Genomic DNA, 18,517 nt, shown 5'->3' with positions numbered 1-18,517 from the left:
AACGATAAGGTGAATTCGCCTTATCGTGAATTATAATTACCAGTAAATGGCTTTTTCTATTGCATTTAGTAGTTTGGAAATATCCTCAGGGTACACCTCTCCAATATTACCGATTCTAAAGCAATCAGCATTTGACACTTTACCAGGATAAATAACGAAACCCTCTGTCTTTAATCGTTGATAAAACGATTTAAACTCGTAACGTTCAGACGTTGGCGAGATAAACGAAGTAATAATCGGAGATTGCATTTCATCAGGTAATAAGGTGCTAAAGCCCAACTTTCGCATACCATCAACTAATACTCTCTGATTTTCTGCATACCTTGCAGCACGTTGATTTATTCCACCTTCTTGTTGTAGTTCAAGCAAAGCCTGATCAAAGGCTCTTACAACATGCGTAGGCGAGGTAAAACGCCATTTTCCCTTTGAAGTTTGCATGGTGTACCATTGATCATACAAGTCTAAACTGAGTGAATGAGCATTTCCTTTGCATTGCTCCATTAGTTCATGTTTTGCAATAATAAATCCAAAGCCCGGCACACCTTGAATACACTTATTTGCAGAACTGATCATAAAGCCAATATCTAATTCACCAATATCAAATGTTAAGCCCCCAAAGCTAGACATAGCATCCAAAATAAAAACCAAATTCAATTCCTGGCACAATTGTGCAACTTGCTTTATAGGATTTAACATGCCTGTAGTTGTTTCACAATGCACCATCGCTAAATGCGAAATGTTACCATCTTCAATGACATGCTTTTTAATTTCAGCAACGTCAGGCATTTGTGTTTCTGAAAAGGAAACCACGGTATGATTTATACCTGCTAACGTGCAAATTTCCGACATGCGATGGCCGTATGCGCCATTATCAACAATAAGTACTTTATCATGCTCACTTATTGCGCTTCCAAGCACTGATTCAACGGAAGCGGTACCACTTCCTTGCATTAAAGTACACGTATAACCAGCGCTCTGAGTTGCTAGGTCAACTAAACTTTTTCTGATATTTTCGACAATTTCAATATTATAATCATCGTCCCAAGTACACCAATCTCTCAGCATAGCCTGTTTAACTGACGCAGAGGTGGTCAACGGTCCTGGCGTCAGCAGTAAATAATGTTCCATTTTTAATTCTCAAGGTTGTTTAATTTGGTCTAGACCAGATGATAATGTAGCAATATTGAGGAAACAAGCTACATACGATAAATTTCATTAAATTGTCATATAAAGACCGATTTACACCCATGTGTAACAATCGTAGCACTGGAAAAATAACGCTTTGAGCATGGGATAGCTGTTCAGTAGATCATCACCGACTCATTCAATGAGTGTATTAGCTTCAGTACTTAATAGTCGTGTGTATAATCTTTTAAGCTCTGTGGGTGTGTATCCTGTCCATTTTTTGGTCACACGACGAAAGTTTGTTGGATCTGAAATATCCATTACCGATGCACTTTGCTCATTGTTTCAGTCTCGTACTAATAAGCAATCAATCGCTAAGTGTTTACCCATTTCATGATGTAATTGCCTATAGCTCACGGTCAATTCATCAAGTTTACGTTTAACCGTAGCAGAACTTGTATTTAATGTACGTGCGATATCTGGCAAGGTGATATCTGGTGTTGATTAAAATTGAAGACGAATAAGCTCTAGTAGCGTTAGTTGAAATATATTTTCAGCTTTTGCTTGGTAAACGGCATGCCACTTCCGAAGATCATTACATTGTTTATTTTGCAGTTTCAACCACGATAAGTCGCAGCCAATAACCGCTACACAGTTTATGCTATTGATCAAAAAAAACGCCTTTTTGGCCGTATTTCGTATTTCTGCAGATCTAAATAATCGAATAGATGGTACATCTAAAGCCGACGGTCTAGTTGTTAATAGTGTCGCTTTGGGTAGTCAACATCCAGAAGGGCTACTTGTCGTGCAAGATGGGCATAATGTTATGCCAAAAGACCGCAAAATTTCAAATTTATAAATGGATCATTACTTAAAAAGTGGATAAACAGAAAGTTATCTACTTTGTAAAATAAGATTAATGCTAATTTCATAAATATTTGGCAACATAGCGATAGTTAAAAGGGTAGTATAAATATTTGATACTACCCTTTCTTTGATAACGTGTTTACTTGTTATTCCGCACCAATCGTTAATGAATACTTTTCAATTAACGAATACAACGTTGGCCTTGTAACACCCAACAATTCAGCGCATTTTGACATGTTGCCTTCCGTTAACGCATAAGCTTTTTGAATGGCGATAGACTCTGCTTGTTCACGTACTTTACGTAAATTTAAATCTAATTGTAGCTCTTGTCCGTCATGGTCAAGAAAGCCGAGATCAATCGCCGTCACTTGAGAGCCTGTTGCCATGATCACAGAGCTTTTTACTTTATTTTGTAGCTCACGTATATTGCCTGGCCATCTGTGGTGTCTTATCGCATTTAACGCATCGTCAGCAAAGCTTTTAACGTTTGATTTATATTCTTTTGCGTAGCGTTGTAAAAAGAACTGAGCCAGTATTAAGGTATCTTCTTCCCGATCTCTTAATGGCGGGATATTTAAGGTAATTTCACTCACCCGATAAAACAAGTCTTCGCGAAACTGTTTCTCAGCGACCATTTCTTCGAGATTTTGGTTCGTGGCACACACAACACGCACATCAACATCTATTTCTTGTCGACCACCTAAACGTTCTATTTTCTTTTCTTGCAAAAATCGTAATAGCTTCGCTTGCAGGTTAAAGGGCATATCGCCTATTTCATCTAAAAATAAGGTACCGCCTTCTGCGCATTCAATTTTACCTTTAGTCGTGCGTACAGCTCCAGTAAAGGCACCTTTTTCAAAGCCAAACAACTCACTTTCTAGTAAGGTTTCCGGTATTGACGCACAATTAATCGCAATGAATGGCTTTTTACTGCGCTCACTTGCCATATGTATCGCATTAGCGGTGACTTCTTTACCGGTACCACTTTCACCTAATAATAAAGCGGTAATTTGCGTTGGTGCGATGCGCTTAACCATGGTACGTAACCGATCTATGCTACTGCTATTGCCAACAATGCCAATATCATTGCCGCCAACGGCACGCATTAGTCGGTTTTCTTGTTCGATCGATGCAACACTAAAGGCTCTTGCAACAATAACATTAATAACTTCAGGTTCTATAGGCTTTTGATAAAAGTCATATGCGCCTAACGAGATAGCCTTTAACGCGTTTTCTCGGTCATCATTACCTGTAATTACAATCACTTTAGTATGTGGTGCAATACGTAAAATTTCATCTAATGCCGCTAACCCTTCTGACGCATTTGCGGCATCAGGCGGTAGACCTAAATCTAATGTGACTACTTTAGGTTCATGGCGACGTACAGCTGCTATCGCGCTTTCTCGATCAGCTGCTAAAATTGATTCGTAATCAGATAAACTCCATTTTAATTGTTTTTGTATTCCTTTATCATCATCGACGATTAGTAGCTTTTCCATGAAATTGATCCTTGCTCTTCCTGTTTATTCATTATCTGTTGCGTTAATAGGTAATTGAATAGTAAATGTTGTTCCTGAATGTTCAGTACTGATGACTTCTATCGTACCGTCAACACTCTCAATAAATTGTTTCGCTTCATAAACACCAATCCCCATACCAGCATTGCCTTTTGTAGTATCAAACGGTTTGAATAACCGATGTTTTATGAAGTCTTCACTCATACCAGTGCCTTGGTCGGTGATGGTGATGGTGACAATGTTTTTATTATTTTTTAGTGATAACTCTACCGTTGAATCTTCTGTGCTTGCTTCTTGCGCGTTTTGAATTAAGTGGTTCAATACCGAGTGCAATTTCTCTTCATTCGTTGCCAACTTTGCAGCCACCGCTTGTGTAACTATCACTAGCGGTTTTTCTACATTACGTTGTTCCACAACTTTTTCAAGTAACTCAACGAGATCTATCTCTGAATTGGTTGATTTTTCTACGCGTTTATTGCGTAGTTGGGAAAGCACTTTACCCAGCCTATCTGTGGCAGACTCTACCGTTTCAAAGACATCATCAACAAATTCAGGGTTATTTCGATGTTTTTCCGCGTTGGTTGTAATTAACGCCAACTGCGCTTGTACATTTTTTAAATCATGAACCAGAAAGGCAGACATCCGATTAAACGCATCAAATTGTTTAGATTCAGCTAACTCGTCGTTCGCTTCATTGAGAGAAATAAAATTACCTAGCTGTTTTGACACGGCAAAAAGTAAGTCCCTGTCTTCCCAATTTAATTGATTCGCTTCATTAATGTTGCCAATTAAAAATAAACCATAAAAGGCTTTTCCTATAAAAATTGGAATGATAAAACGAACATCAAAACTTTGACATAAATCTAAATCAAGGTTCAGTTCCGGGTACATTGTTGGGGTAATTTCATATTCCTCAACATCAATGATCCAGCCTTTTTTCTGACAAAATTGACTGATAAACGTCAGCTGTAAATCAAATGCCTCGGTCAGCTTTAAACCATGACTGTACTTGATATCAAAATGTAAGTCGCTTTTTCGCTTAACAATGGCGCCGCTGCCGGCATTAAGTTTTGACATCATAATAGATGTCGCCATTTGGTAATAATTTTCCGCGTTGGTTGTTTCTATTTTTTCAATTAAATTTAACCATTCGTCACGGTACTCATAGCGGTTTGCAAAGAAGTTTTTCGCGATAAATACTTTTAGTTTTCGCCTGAGAGATTCAGTGATTAATAATGCGACTAACACAACGCCACTAAGCATTAAAAAGCCAATACTTACAACACTGCCCCACTCTCCGCCTACATAATTAATAACATAGCCAGCAAGCGCCATAATTAATAAATACAAACCGGCCATCATTAGAATAGAACTATAAAAGACTACCTGCCTTGAGACAAAAATACGCACAGAGCCATTTTTGATTCTTCTCGTGCTTACCAAGAGTAACGGCAATACAGCAACTGCGATATAACCACGACTAAACCAAAAGTCGAAATCAATACTGCCCACCATTGTTGCTTGGGCGTACATAACAAAATCAAAAATCGCGATACTCGCCAGAGCAATAATTAATGGCCATATTGCCCAGCGAATTTGATCATCAGCGCTGCGATATAATTGCTCCATCAATACTAAACTCCACAGATTTAACACAATGAAGAGCAAGTAAATATATTCATAGGAATAATTCAATAAGTAAGACGCTAACCAACAAACCAACATTAACGCAGACCAAACGCTAACATATTGCCGAATATGATAATTTGATAATAACTGCCGAATTGATGTTAATTCGGTATTGCAGATCAAAACCAGAATAGCCCAAGAGGCGACCTTTAATCCGTCAGCTACGAGCACCCATTGTAAGCCAAAGCCAAGTTTAATTTGCAAAGCCGCCAAAGCAGAGGCAACCGTGGTAGTTAATACTGAGACAATTGTCCATCGAGCAAGTAACTGCGTATTACGTGCTGCAACGAGTAAAAAAGTAAAAATAACATAAGCAATAAAGCTTAATACAAAACCGACAAAGCCAATAAATTCCATCTTTATTCTATTCGCAACTGTTGTGATGAACGCGTGAATATTTCAGTCAATATCGGCACTAATAAAAAGCTCGCTATGGCTGAAACACATAACCCAGAAATTAATACAACGCCTAATGGTTGCCACAAGCCCCCACCAAATAATGTTAAAGGAAGTAAACCTCCAACAGTGGTGATTGTGGTCAGTAAAATAGGTGTAAAACGTACCACGGCAGCTTCTATAATTGCCGTTTGTTTATCAGCATTGTGTTGTAAGTTCTTATTCGCAGTATCAATTAGAATTATCGCATTATTGACCACAATACCAAACAAACTGATCAATCCTATAAACGCCATCATCGAAAAAGACAAATCAAACAGGTACAAGCCAATCACTGAACCCGCCATAGCGAAAGGAATGGAAGTAAAGATGATTAACGGTTGTAAAAAGGATTTAAACTGCAAGACTAATACCGCAAAAATGCCAATGGCGGTAATGATCATAATCTGAAACAAGCCTGCGAAATTTTCTTGTCTCGATTCCTCTTCACCACCTAAAGAATAATACATGCCTGCTGGCAAGTTATACTGTTCAATAAAATCAACAACTTGCTGGGTTAATACTGCAGTAGATTTACCGGTAGCTACATCTGCAGATACTTTAGCCATACGTTGTTTTTGGTAATGATAAAATTCGGTATGACCTTTTTGCAATGACACGTTAACAATTTGGCTTAAAGGTACTAACGCGCCTGTTCGTGTTGAAATAAAGGCTTGCTCAAAGAGCGAAATATCTTGTTTATTCCCTCTGATCACTAATGGATAACTTTCCCCGTTAGCATCACTAAAAACACCAGCTGCATTACCTGTTACTAACGTTTGAATAGTTAAGTCTAGCGCTTGAATATCGATATTGAGCATACCCGCTTTTTCATAATCTACTGACAAGGCAAGTTCTGTATTTGCGACTCCAATTGGATTTTCAATATTAATTAAGCCATCAAGCGTTGCCATATACATCGCTAGATCATCTGCTACTTGCGACAAATCATCAAACGATTCACTCATTAGGCGAATGGTTACAGGCTGATCGGTTACCGGGCCTTGGGTAAACTCTTTGACGGTAATTTGTGCTTGCGACCACGAAGAAAACTCTTTACGAAGTTTATCAATCAGCGCTTGAGCATCGTTTGCATTATATTCATCTAGCAAAACTAGCGCTTGGCCAAACGATGCAACACCTCGTTTTGGGATTTCATTATAGTAGATGCGTGGATTTGAATTGCCAATATTTTGAGCTACTTGTGACACACCTGGCTGCTGTTTTAGTAAAACAGTTACCTTATCCATTACTTTTTTTGTGTATGCTAGTGATGAATTAGGCGGCGCTTGAACATCGACTAAAATCATTGGTTTCTCTGCTTTCGGAAATAAGCTTAACCCAACGTTATTAAACAATGAAAACATCGCAATTAATGCGATAAAAAATATTGAAATGAGTAATGTTTTTTTCGTGATAAACCATGTTAACAACTTTGCATAATACGTTGATGAAAAACGATTTATCACCACTTGCAAGGTAATTATTCTACTCGGTTTTTGGCTAAATAATAGACTCGCCAATAATGGTGTAAAAGTTAATGCTAAAAACAACGAGGCTAACAGCACAAGAACAACAGTAATCGGCATTGAACGAAGAAAATCCCCGGTACTGCTTGCTAGCATTAACATTGGTAGAAAAGCAAACAAGGTGGTAATGGTACCACTACTAATCGCCCAACCTACCGTACTTGCCCCTTGAGCAGCGGCGATTTGCATTGGTTTACTCGGGTCTTTATGTCGATGAATACTTTCTGTCACAACAATGGCATTATCAACAAGTAAGCCTAACGCAATAATTAAGCCCACGATCGACATTTGTTGTAAACCAAAACCCGCAAAGTCTAACCACCCTATAGCAATAAGGAATGATAGTGGGATCACCGCAATAACAACTAATGCCTCTCGTATACCTAAGAAAAGTAGTGCCATTACCCCAACAAGAATTAAGCCATACCAAAGGTTATCAAAAAAGCCATTTACGCGAGTTTCAACGCTTTCTGCCTGTTTAAAAAAAACATCAAGTTTTACGTCTTCTGGCAATAATGTTTTAAATTGCGTGACTTGCTGCTCTATTGCTTTGGTTAATTCAAAAATATTGGTATCTGCGCGCTGTTCCGCAGTAATGAAAATAACAGGGTGTTCATTGAAGTAAGCTAAATAACTTGGTTTAACCCCAGAAAAGCTCACGCGAGCAATGTCAGAAAGTTTTATTGCAGTGTGTTCATTAGCCAATATTATGGTGTCATTTAACTGTGCTAAATCTTTATAATTACCACTTGATTTAACATTAAACCTACGGGTATTGGCATCAATAAAACCAGGCGTAATATTCATAGCACGCTTATTAAGCGTATTTAATACATCGTTTACACCTAAACCAAAATGCTGCAACTTTGTAACATCAACATCAACCGCCACAATCTGTTGTGGATAACCCCAAATATCAGCTTTTTTAATAGCAGAAATAGCTTCTAAACGTTTTTCGAGCTGTTTAGCATAAAACTCCATTTTTCGATAATCAGTTGGTTCACTCCACAACGCCATTTGTACTACCGCCACACTGGTGGGTGTTGCTTTGATAACTAGCACATCTTGCACGCCGGCGGGTAAATTAGGTTTAACAGAAGCTACCGCGAGCTTTAATTCACTGAAGGCTAAATCAATATTGGTGCCATATAAAAAAGTCACCTTAACGCGTGCACCATCACTTTTAATTTGCGACTCAATAACCTTGATCCCTTCAATATTATTAAAGGCTTCTTCAAGTGGGTTTACCACTAAGGTTTCCATATCATGTGGTGATGCACCAGGATATATCACTTCAATAAGAGTAATCGGTATGTCGAATTGTGGATCTTCTGAACGAGGGATAGTGAAATAAGAAATGGTGCCAACCAGAACCAACAGCAATACAATCGTTAACGTAAATTGTTTGTTGTTAATCGCAATTTTAGGTAAACGCATGTTCTATAACTCGCTTAACTCAAATTGTTGCCAGCCTTGGGTGATCACAGAAAGGTTTGATGATAAATCGTCAGCTTGAAGATAAATAAAGTTTTTATCTAAACCAACAACAACAAAGGCTTGCCGCTTTAAGGTATCAAGGTGTTTAACCAGAACAACAGCATGACCATTATTGTTCATTTCAATGAGCGCACTATTTGGTACTGCAAAAACAGCTTGCTGAGTTGATAGCGGAATTCGCACTGTAGCAAGTTGATCAGCAATAGGTTTTAACGTAGATGGAAAATTTGTTAAGGCTACCTCCACCAAATACATATTAGCGGCACTATTTGCTTTTACGGGTACTTTACTAACCATACCGGCAATACCTTGAACTCCCATCACTTCTACTTCAACCTGTTGTCCACGCGATATAAACCTAATTTCATCGGTAGTTACAGCAACTTCAACAATAAAGTTGTTTTCGGTAGAAGCTACTTCAAGCACCGGTGTACCTGGGGATTGCAACTCATTTACCCGAGTATAGCGTGATAACACCACACCATTAAACGGCGCTACAATTTCTGATTTTTCAAGATTGTAGTAGGAAATACGATACCGCTCGCGCGCACTGTCTTCGGCGAACTTAGCCATTTCTAATGCTTGCTGAGAACTTAAACCATTTTTGATTAATGCATTTACACGCTTAACGTCACGCTTTGCCTGTAATAACTCAGTGTAATTAGCATTTTTCAATGCTTTTAATTCAGTTGTTTCAAGGCTTGCCAATACTGATTTAGCAGAAAAGCTATCGCCTTCATCAACGGCAAGAGTGGTTAAGTAACCCTGACTTTTGAACGATAAAACATGTGTTTTTTTAAAGCGCGTTTTGCCAACCCGCACGATATTTTTTTCAAACGTAGCAGCGTCAATTTCTTGCGTAGCATATTGCTGCGCGTTGGTATTTATCGCACCAAGCAATAGAAAGCTGATGAAAAAGAGGAAAAGTAGCTTCATAAAATTACAAATGTACTGCCTTGTTGTTGCAACCCGCATTAATTATAGTGATACTTTAAGCTGCTAGTCACTGAAAGTACATTAATTTCATCAATTTTACGTGTTTATTCCATCGCTTATTTACCTCCCTATTCCACGTTTTTCGTTTTTAGCGGTAGACAACAAAAACGATAGGTATTAGTATTGCGCCGCCTTAATACTGATACTACATAGCAGCAAGAAATAGAAAACATTTCGGATATCATTTCTATTTATTAATAAGTGTCATGTAGTTTGAACAAAACAATAACGCTAAGGCTAAAAAGTTAATCCACCCGTAGCTCAGCTGGATAGAGCGCGCCCCTCCGGAGGGCGAGGCCGCAGGTTCGACTCCTGCCGGGTGGGCCATCATTATTACTCCACGATTTTTTGCGCTATCTCCTATATTGGCAACTATCATCGCATCTACAACGTTCAACACATGTGGCAAGTCATTTTCTCGCCTGTTTATATGCACGCATTTAAACCCTTTATTATTTGAAGACAATGTTCTCGAAAATTGTGTATTTTGATTGGTCATTTAAATGAAGTTTGCGCGATTATTGGCAAAGAGAGCAATTCATCATTTATTCGAGCCTTCATAAATACATAAATCAGATCTTTTCAAATTAAGCTCTCGTTAGCGTATTCAAAAATAGCAGTAAATACATCAGCTATAGCTAACTGTCTTATCAGTGCATAAATAAATCAACCCTTACAACCATTAAATAATAATGATTGTTATTTGCATTAGTATTTCTAAGCATTTATACTGCGCCTGTTTTTGACATCAACTATTACGAGAATAATATGAAATCCCCTTACACCTTCGTATTATCGCCAATTTTTTTGGCTCTAAGCTTTACTGCTCATTCTGCTGAATTAAGTAACGAAAAAGCACAACGTATTACTGACAAAGAGATAGAAGTAATTCGCATACTCGGTAACCGTGTACAACGCATTAGCTCTGGGGCAACTGGCCTAGGTCTTGACAGTTTTGATACCCCACAATCATTGTCTATTATCGAAAATGACACCATTTCAAAATACAATTTCAGTGACATAAATAGTTTATTTAAACAAGTAACCGGTATAAACATAGATCAAACTGAAACAGACCGTACCTATTTTAATGCTCGTGGTTTCGACATAACCAGTATGCATGTAGATGGTGCAGGTATTCCTTTTGGCAATATTTTTGTCGGCGATCTTGATACTGCTATCTATGAAAAAATTGAATTTATCCGAGGCTCTAACGGGCTTATTACTGGCTTAGGCAATCCATCGGGAACAGTCAATTATGTCAGGAAACGTCCAACTAATGAGCCACAACTTAGTAGCGCATTCACAGTAGGTCGGTGGTCAAATATGCGTGCCGTTGTTGATGTATCTACACCTTTAACAGACTCAGGCAGCTGGGCTGCACGCGCAGTATTAGTACACCAAGATAAGGAAAGCTGGCTGAACCATTATGGCAACAAACGCACCGTGTTATATGGCGTAGTTGATGGACAGATCAATGATGATGTTACCCTTACTTTTGGTTATACCTATCAAGACAACAAGAGTGATGGCGTTACATGGGGAGCTTCTCCATTAATTTATTCGGATGGCACTCAAACCGATTTCGATACATCGGAATCTACCGCGATGAATTGGACTTACTGGAACACATTAAATGAAAATTATTTTGCTGAATTAGGTTGGTATATTACTGATGAAGTTACTTTTACCAGTAAATTAAATTATACAACGTACGAAGATCGCTCAGAACTTTTCTACACTTATTCAAATACGGGTTTAGCATCAAATACAGGGTTAGGACTTTTAGGATATCCCGGAAAGTTTGATGCGGATGACAAAACGTTGATCTGGGATAATACACTGCAAGGGACATTCGAAGCTTGGGGATTTGAGCATGCTTTCAATCTAGGTTTTAGTTTAGCGGACTCTGAAACGCTTGATCTTGATTATACTGCGTTAAGCGGTTTCGACGTTATGCCTTCATTCCCTAATTGGTCAGGAACAGAAGTATCAAGACCAACCTGGGATGATCCGTTTCAAGCAGGCATAACTGATGTAACCTTAAACCGGTTTTATGGTTCAATACAATTAGCTGCTACCGAAAACTTTGATTTCGTTTTAGGTGCAAGTTTTGTCGATTATGAAAATGAAGGTGATTCTTGGGGAGCATCAACCTCAACCTCTGAGGATGGCTCTAGCCCTTATATAGGTTTTACATGGGAAGCGTTAGACGACTTGAATGTATACGGCAGTTACAGTGACATTTATCAACCTCAATACTATTTAAATGAACAACTTGAACCACTTGGCTCAGCTGAAGGACGTGGTTATGAACTAGGAATCAAGAAACGCTTTGAAGACAACTTGCTCGTTAGTGTTGCCGTATTTAAAACGGAACAAGAAAATCTATATGACTTCATTAAATTTGGCGATGGTGACGGTATTGATGACGATGATTATTCAGATGACTTCAATTATTCATTATATCGAGGCGTCACCGTTGACTCTAATGGTTTTGAACTAGAAATCACCGGTAATATTTCACAGGAGTGGTCAGTACAAGGTGGTTATACATTCTTGACAATGGATGATGAAAACGGTGATGAGGCTCGTACCTTTATTCCACGTAAAACACTCAAGGTACTTGCAGATTACGCCCCTAAATGGCAAGAGAAACTCAATGCTGGTATATCTCTTCGTTGGCAAAGTGAAGTGTATTATGACACAAGCTATGGAAGCATTAATCAAGACAGTTATGCATTGCTCGGAGGCTATGTTCAATACGATTTCAGCGATCAAATTTCATTAAGTCTCAATCTCGATAATATAACCAATGAGAAATACCTGAGCTCTGTTCGAACGGATCAAGCCTTTTACGGTTCACCTACTTACTTTAGCTTAACATTGCGCTGGAAGTTATAACCTTAACTCATGTAAGTGAGTTAGCTTGCTGATTTAAAGCAGCTCACTTAACTACTTAACGCGGATCTTTGTATGAATACATCATATCTACACTTTTTCAAAAACAAACGTTTCTGGCTTAGTGGTCCAGCAACACTGTTAGTGTCTCTGTTTTTCATGTTTGCCATGGCCGTGTGGTTTCCACCCGGCATAGGTAATGTAAATAATATAATGATGCCGCTTATCATGTTCCCATTAATATGGGCTTTGTTGTTTTTCTATACCTATTTAACAACTGACCTACGTAAAGCGCAATGGCTACTGGTAATACTGTTTATTATTAATAGCCTTATTTTAACATTTCAATTTTTGGGTTAACTATTATGGCTGAAAATGCATCTAATATTCGTTCTCAAGCAAAAGCCTTACTTAACTTACATTCTTGGTCTGGCATTGTCTTAGGCATGTTGCTATATGCAGTTATATTCACCGGCACGGTTGCTGTCATTGCAGATGAGATAGGCGAGTGGTCTAACAGTAACTATCCGAAAAATTTATTAATAACAACTGATGTAAATAACACAGTGAACCAACTAGCAGAAATCACTCCTGATCAATATCTTGATGAAATTTCTGTCTATGAAAATGACCGTCAGCAATTGGTATATTTTTTTCATACTCATAAACTAAACCCGAGCGGAAATATGGATGAGTTTGGTTTTCAATATAAAGTAAGCCCTAAGGGCGAAATAATCTCTCAGCAACAGGGTTTTGGTAGCGAATTATTTGCTCAAGATGATACCTATGCATTAAGTCGCTTTTTAGTATCTATCCATACAGAGTTGCATATCCCATCACCATGGGGTCTCATTCTCACCGGAATTTTAGGACTAGCAATGTTAATTGCTTCTGTCTCTGGTTTCATGATGCACCGTCATTTGTTTACTGATATGTTCTCAATTCGAAAACAACGCGACGGTAAATCTCTTAAGCGAGACTCACATACAGTTGCAGGTACTTGGAGCATACCATTTGCCATTTTGCTTGCCTTTACTGGGAGTTTTTTTAGTTTTTCTGACTCTTTTGGTTTACCGGCAATGGGAATTGTTGCTTTTGGCGGGGATCAAGAAGCATTAATGCATACGCTTGTTGGAGAACAACAACAAAAAAGTGAAGCACCAAAAGATTCAGCTAACTTAACCCTGATGATAGCAGATGCAGCGAAGCGACAATCAGCGGTTCCAGCGTTTATTTCGATCTCTCATTTTGCTACTGAATCAGCCAGCCTTCTTACGTTTTTCATGCCTAACGAAGGAGAGGTTGGATTTGAGCAATTGGTGTACGATGCAACAAATGGCGACTTTATAGAATACAAGCCGTTAGTCGGCACAGTGCCTTCTGCAGGGAGTGCTATTTTATCACTGATCTACCCTATTCATTATGGAACGTTTGCAGGCTTATTCTCAAAGATTATCTGGGTAGGCCTAGGTATTGCAACATGCTATGTCACCATTACAGGGTTACAACTTTATGCACATAGAAATGAAAAAGGCGAACAAAACTGGCGTTGGTTTAGTCGACTGTGTACATGGGGATTTTTAGGTTTGCCACTGTGCTCTTTAAGTAGCGCATCAGGCTTTTTTATTAGTGAAACTTTAGCATTAAATCAAAGTGTTTGGACGCCTTTGTCATTTTTAATTGCAGCTGCCGTCGTCACTGTACTAACGTTAGCGATAAAAAATATTAGACTGCTTTCAAACGTATTATTAGCCAGCAATGGGTTATTTTGCTTGCTGTTACCTTTTATTCGATTCTCTAGCTCAGGCGTAAGCTGGATAGACGCAATACAATATCACATGGTATCGATGATATTTATTGAATGCATGTTATTAGCTTGCTCTGCTTTATGTTTTTATCGCCTGTACAAATCAGTACAAATGACAAAGAAAGATAGTGTAATCGAAAACTCAACGCTTTCATCACAGGAGGCCGTTCAATGAACCACTTAATAGTGACATTACCTTTTATTGTTTTTAGTCTAATCATTATTTTATTACTTGCTTATACAGACCCTAGACGCAGGAAAATATTTAATAAAACAGATATAAAAGGCAATGCCGCATTTGTAATGCGACCTATAACAAGAAAAGTTCTATCGTGGTGCTTAGTACTGCCCTTTATTCCACTCGTGATGATGGCTAATTATGCTGGCATTTTAATGTATTGTGGTGCTCTTACGGTTATAGGCTGGCTGGTATCAGAATTACCTTCATCCCTTATTTAAATTAATGATTTAAATTAAAATTGCCACTCACTAAAAACGGGTGGCATGTTCTCGCTTTATGGCTTTTTCACTATACGCTTCATCTGCAAGTTAACCCTGTTCACCCCCTAATTTGGAAATACCCTTTAAAAATAGACTAAATCTACTACCTAATAACAGAATAAACTTGTGATAAGGTGAGGCATCTTATAAATTAATTGGGTTAACTCAATTGTAACGGACTTCAATGAAACACCCGCATACTCATAATCACCTTTGCTCAATTACCCTGTTAGGTAACTTAGTTGCTAAACCAAATATCAGATATTTAGCAAATCCTGTGGTTGCTATTGCTGAATTCACTATTGCCACTCATCATAAATGGTTCGATAAAAAAACACAGCAGCAAAAAGAATGGACCCATTTTCATGTTGTAAAAATGATTGGAGATGTGGTTGAAAAAACGCTTAACTTTGCCGATAAAGGCGATGTGGTATTTATTCAAGGGCATCTTGTTGATAGTCAACAATCTAACCGTCAAATCATACATGCAACCTATGCTCATACGTACGCTAAAGGCTATGTACCTTCAATGAATCAAGTGAAGCTATCAGGGGCTATCAACAGTGAAATTAAAATTGTTGAAACTGAAAACAACACACAATTAGCGGAATGTACAATACTGAGTCATGTCAATGTTTATTCTGCTCACCAACAAGCATATCGACAATTTTCAATAGAGCGAACGTTACATGCTTGGGGAAAACAGGCTGAATATTTGGAAAACCGTGCAAAAAATGGTGATGAAATAATCATTGACGGAAATTTAAGCTATACCAATAATAAAGATAAATCTCAATTAATCGATGTGCACCAACTGGTGTTGCCTAAAATATAATTAACGAATCCGTAACAAACGGAATAATTTCAATATGATAAACATTAAAATAATAATAAAATACTTGATCATATCTGTTGGCTTATTGCTAACTTCACTTGCGAAAGCCAACACGCTTGAGTTTAGTCAAAAGCCTTTACTTCCCTCAGATTTTAGAGGCGAGGTTTCAACGATAGTGCTGTTACCAAACCATCCTCATCAATTTATCAGTTTTTCAACGTTTGGCGATGTTGGGTTAATCAAACAATCAGCATCTACATACCAACCACTATTAAATGCTAAGCATTTTTCAGATGATTTTCAACGACTCACAGCATTAGCTTTACACCCTAACTTTGCTCAAGAAGAGAAAATTGGTTACGCCACCTTTTATAGCGCACATATTGAATCTGCTTCGTTAACTAACCGCTCAATGAAGCTTACCGTTGATGATGACAAACAAATGCCCTTTGAGGCGGTTATTTTTGAATGGCAACTCAGTTTATCATCAGATTCAACTGCGATATTAACCGAGAGCCGGCGAGAAGTACTTCGTATCCCCTTACCCGACAGCAGCGTGAGTATACCTTTACTAAGCTTTAATCCTTATATTAAATCTTGGCAAAAAGGGTATGGGCAGCTTTTTGCTGTTATTTCAGCAGAAAAACACTACCCAAATCACCCCTTATTTTCGGGTGCACTATTACGCATCAACCCACAAAAATTTGGCCTTCGACAATACACAGTTCCGCCTGATAATATATTGTTTAGTAGTAACGACTCTCCTAGCGAGGTTGTCAGCACAGGACTTGGCAATGTACTCGATCTAACGTGGTTAAAAGAAGATGAAAATCAATTTGTTATTATTGAAAAACTAAAAAAAACTACACAATTACGTAAAGCGACACTAGGCGATAACTTTCTTTTACAGCCTGCTACTGACGAGCATTTGCTACAACAAGATATCATTTTTAGTAACAGTATTTATTTAAAAAACCCGCAATTAAGTAACGAACATTATCCATTAATTTTTCTCGAAAAAACTTCTGACAACTGGTTAATAAAAGCCTCCGCAATAACGGCAAATATCAGCAGTAACCCAATAGCAACCATCGATTTTTCGCTACTTAACGCCAATGCGAGGCCTCAATTACTCATCAATTCGGCAAATCAAATTATTATTGTAGATCTTGCAAACAAAAGCCTGCTAACAACGAATAACACTACTGATGTTAGCGAGATTCCAGTGCAAACTACTCCCCTTGAAGAACAAAAAGAACAGTCAAATAGCCTTTACTTTATTGTGATTTTATTAGTGATCGCCGGTGCTATTGTAGCGGTACTATTTCGACAAGATGAGAAATATAAGAACGCTAAAAAACTATTACGTACTCATTACGCAACGTTTTCAATAGATAAAGAAAAAGCAGAATTATTGCTATTTAAACGCCATGAAAAAACGGCAAGTGCCCATATTGCCATAAACGACATTGCTATGAACGAGCTTTACTTGAACGGTGAATTAATCAGCACTATTAATAAAAACTCACCCTTTAGTAACAAAGCAGAGTCACGCATAGATCAAGTATTTAAAGAAGAAAAGCGTCATAAAATGGTGGATAACAAAGTACGAAAAATTGTCATGGTTATCCACTTACAAAACCAAGAGACAAAACAATTATGTTTATATTTAAGGGAAGGAAATCAACGCCTAACTAAAGCACGCTTTGAACAAGTACAACAACAAGTGATTAACTGGTGTTGGTTGATTTCACATCAATTATGTAAAGGCAATACAGAAAAGCGTGTGATTAAACCAAAGCCCGTAGAGCCCCCTCAAAAACAGCGTGTAACACACACTTCCACTCGGTCATCAGCAACAGCTCAAGCTAACAAGCAAGAGACAACACCAAAGCATGATAGTTCTCAGCGTACAGCGCAAGCTATGACTAACCATAAAGCACCAAAACACCATGATGCAAAGCCCGCACAGAAGGTAACCGCGAAAAACGAAGACAATGATGAAGTGTTAATCAATTCACTGAATAAGTTATTAGAGCTTAAATCGCAGGGTTTTCTAAGTGAGGAAGAGTTTAACCGTAGTAAAGCAAGAATAATCGAAAAGCTTTCTTCATAGTTGTGCTGCTAAAATGCTAGCAAATTGAACGGCACACCTCGATGTGTGCCGTTAAAGTACGCCCTAATCTAGCGTTAATAAATATTTCACTAATTTATTATAATCTTCGATGAAGTTTTCAGGATCTAAATCATGAGTATCAATCATGTATTTACCGTTTACTACAACACTTGGTACAACTCGTAATTCATTTGCTGAAGCTAACATGTTTTGATAAGACTGCATTTTAGTTGCTTTTTCATGAACTTCATCACTTGCCATTAAGCGATCAAACTCTTTACCATCTGCACCATTAAGCACAAAAACATTACGCATATCACGCTCTGAAGTCGGAACCGCGTTATGTTCATGAATGTAATTAAACATAGAAGCCACTTGCTTATCTTCCATGTTTAGTAATTGAGCCGTTATCATCGCTCGGGTCATCATACGTTGCATTTTTTGTGAGGCACCAGGTAAAAAGTCAACGTGGTTTTTCACTAAAGGAACACCTTCAGGTAAATCTGCTTTAATCGATTTAATCATATGTTCGAAGTTAAAACAGTGTTTACAATAAAACGAAAAAAACTCTCTCACTTCAGGTGATTCTACAGGAAGTGGTGTTATTTTTTTATAGTGTTTTCCTTCTTCGTAGTCAGCTGCATTAGCACTAAAAATAGATGCCATTAACACCAACATACTGGCTATTCTTCGCATTATTTA

The 18,517-nt window shown here is 38.0% G+C and carries 15 protein-coding genes and 1 tRNA gene; 8 read left to right on the top strand and 8 right to left on the bottom strand.

Features of this window, described 5'->3' with window-relative positions:
* Window positions 1-36: 36 nt before the first annotated feature.
* The 3 genes from phnW to Q4489_RS00495 all read right to left on the bottom strand — a co-directional run bounded on the left by phnW (window position 37) and on the right by Q4489_RS00495 (window position 1,797).
* Entirely contained in the window at window positions 37-1,128 is a 1,092-nt protein-coding gene (gene phnW / locus Q4489_RS00505) for a 2-aminoethylphosphonate--pyruvate transaminase (protein ID WP_303475647.1), read from the bottom strand.
* Window positions 1,129-1,470: 342 nt separating this feature from the next.
* Window positions 1,471-1,611, bottom strand: coding sequence for a hypothetical protein (locus tag Q4489_RS00500; protein ID WP_303475644.1), 141 nt, complete (start codon window positions 1,609-1,611; stop codon window positions 1,471-1,473).
* An 18-nt stretch (window positions 1,612-1,629) separates the two neighbouring features.
* Window positions 1,630-1,797 (bottom strand): hypothetical protein, encoded by a 168-nt coding sequence (locus Q4489_RS00495; protein WP_303475641.1) that lies wholly within the window; start codon window positions 1,795-1,797, stop codon window positions 1,630-1,632.
* Between Q4489_RS00495 and Q4489_RS00490 the strand changes: the two genes are divergently transcribed.
* Window positions 1,790-1,984: a phytase gene (locus tag Q4489_RS00490; RefSeq protein ID WP_303475638.1), complete on the top strand. Its 195-nt coding sequence runs from the start codon at window positions 1,790-1,792 to the stop codon at window positions 1,982-1,984. The genes Q4489_RS00495 and Q4489_RS00490 overlap by 8 nt on opposite strands.
* A gap of 154 nt (window positions 1,985-2,138) precedes the next feature.
* Here the strand turns inward: Q4489_RS00490 and prsR are convergent, their stop codons facing one another.
* Genes prsR through Q4489_RS00470 form a run of 4 tightly spaced genes read right to left on the bottom strand, consistent with a single transcriptional unit; the run spans window position 2,139 to window position 9,595 of the window.
* On the bottom strand, window positions 2,139-3,491 hold the full coding sequence (gene prsR, locus Q4489_RS00485) for a PEP-CTERM-box response regulator transcription factor (RefSeq protein ID WP_303475635.1): 1,353 nt from the start codon (window positions 3,489-3,491) through the stop codon (window positions 2,139-2,141).
* Window positions 3,492-3,515: 24 nt separating this feature from the next.
* Complete coding sequence (gene prsK, locus Q4489_RS00480; protein WP_303475633.1) at window positions 3,516-5,555, bottom strand: XrtA/PEP-CTERM system histidine kinase PrsK; 2,040 nt, start codon at window positions 5,553-5,555, stop codon at window positions 3,516-3,518.
* Between the two features lie 2 nt (window positions 5,556-5,557).
* Window positions 5,558-8,599, bottom strand: a complete 3,042-nt coding sequence (locus Q4489_RS00475; RefSeq protein WP_303475631.1) for an efflux RND transporter permease subunit — start codon at window positions 8,597-8,599, stop codon at window positions 5,558-5,560.
* Between the two features lie 3 nt (window positions 8,600-8,602).
* Window positions 8,603-9,595: an efflux RND transporter periplasmic adaptor subunit gene (locus Q4489_RS00470; protein WP_303475629.1), complete on the bottom strand. Its 993-nt coding sequence runs from the start codon at window positions 9,593-9,595 to the stop codon at window positions 8,603-8,605.
* A gap of 310 nt (window positions 9,596-9,905) precedes the next feature.
* Between Q4489_RS00470 and Q4489_RS00465 the strand changes: the two genes are divergently transcribed.
* From Q4489_RS00465 to Q4489_RS00435, 7 genes are all read left to right on the top strand, one after another.
* A tRNA-Arg gene (locus Q4489_RS00465) sits at window positions 9,906-9,982 on the top strand.
* 441 nt (window positions 9,983-10,423) lie between these two features.
* Complete coding sequence (locus Q4489_RS00460) at window positions 10,424-12,559, top strand: TonB-dependent siderophore receptor (protein ID WP_303475627.1); 2,136 nt, start codon at window positions 10,424-10,426, stop codon at window positions 12,557-12,559.
* Window positions 12,560-12,631: 72 nt separating this feature from the next.
* Window positions 12,632-12,916: a hypothetical protein gene (locus Q4489_RS00455; protein WP_303475624.1), complete on the top strand. Its 285-nt coding sequence runs from the start codon at window positions 12,632-12,634 to the stop codon at window positions 12,914-12,916.
* Between the two features lie 5 nt (window positions 12,917-12,921).
* Window positions 12,922-14,538 carry a PepSY domain-containing protein gene (locus tag Q4489_RS00450; RefSeq protein ID WP_303475620.1) on the top strand — a complete coding sequence of 539 codons (1,617 nt, stop codon included), beginning with the start codon at window positions 12,922-12,924 and terminating at the stop codon, window positions 14,536-14,538.
* Complete coding sequence (locus Q4489_RS00445) at window positions 14,535-14,822, top strand: hypothetical protein (RefSeq protein ID WP_303475618.1); 288 nt, start codon at window positions 14,535-14,537, stop codon at window positions 14,820-14,822. Before Q4489_RS00450 ends, Q4489_RS00445 begins: the two co-directional genes overlap by 4 nt.
* Before the next feature lie 226 nt (window positions 14,823-15,048).
* Window positions 15,049-15,699, top strand: coding sequence for a single-stranded DNA-binding protein (locus Q4489_RS00440; RefSeq protein WP_303475616.1), 651 nt, complete (start codon window positions 15,049-15,051; stop codon window positions 15,697-15,699).
* 34 nt (window positions 15,700-15,733) lie between these two features.
* Window positions 15,734-17,815 carry a hypothetical protein gene (locus tag Q4489_RS00435; RefSeq protein ID WP_303475614.1) on the top strand — a complete coding sequence of 694 codons (2,082 nt, stop codon included), beginning with the start codon at window positions 15,734-15,736 and terminating at the stop codon, window positions 17,813-17,815.
* Window positions 17,816-17,878: 63 nt separating this feature from the next.
* On the opposite strand, the gene Q4489_RS00430 is transcribed toward Q4489_RS00435, so the two are convergent.
* On the bottom strand, window positions 17,879-18,511 hold the full coding sequence (locus Q4489_RS00430; protein WP_303475611.1) for a thiol:disulfide interchange protein DsbA/DsbL: 633 nt from the start codon (window positions 18,509-18,511) through the stop codon (window positions 17,879-17,881).
* Window positions 18,512-18,517: the final 6 nt, after the last annotated feature.

This window comes from Thalassotalea sp. 1_MG-2023 (assembly GCF_030546745.1).
Lineage (GTDB): Bacteria > Pseudomonadota > Gammaproteobacteria > Enterobacterales > Alteromonadaceae > Thalassotalea_C.
Note: the sequence above shows the minus strand (reverse complement) of the source record. Positions and strands in the feature narration are given on the sequence as shown.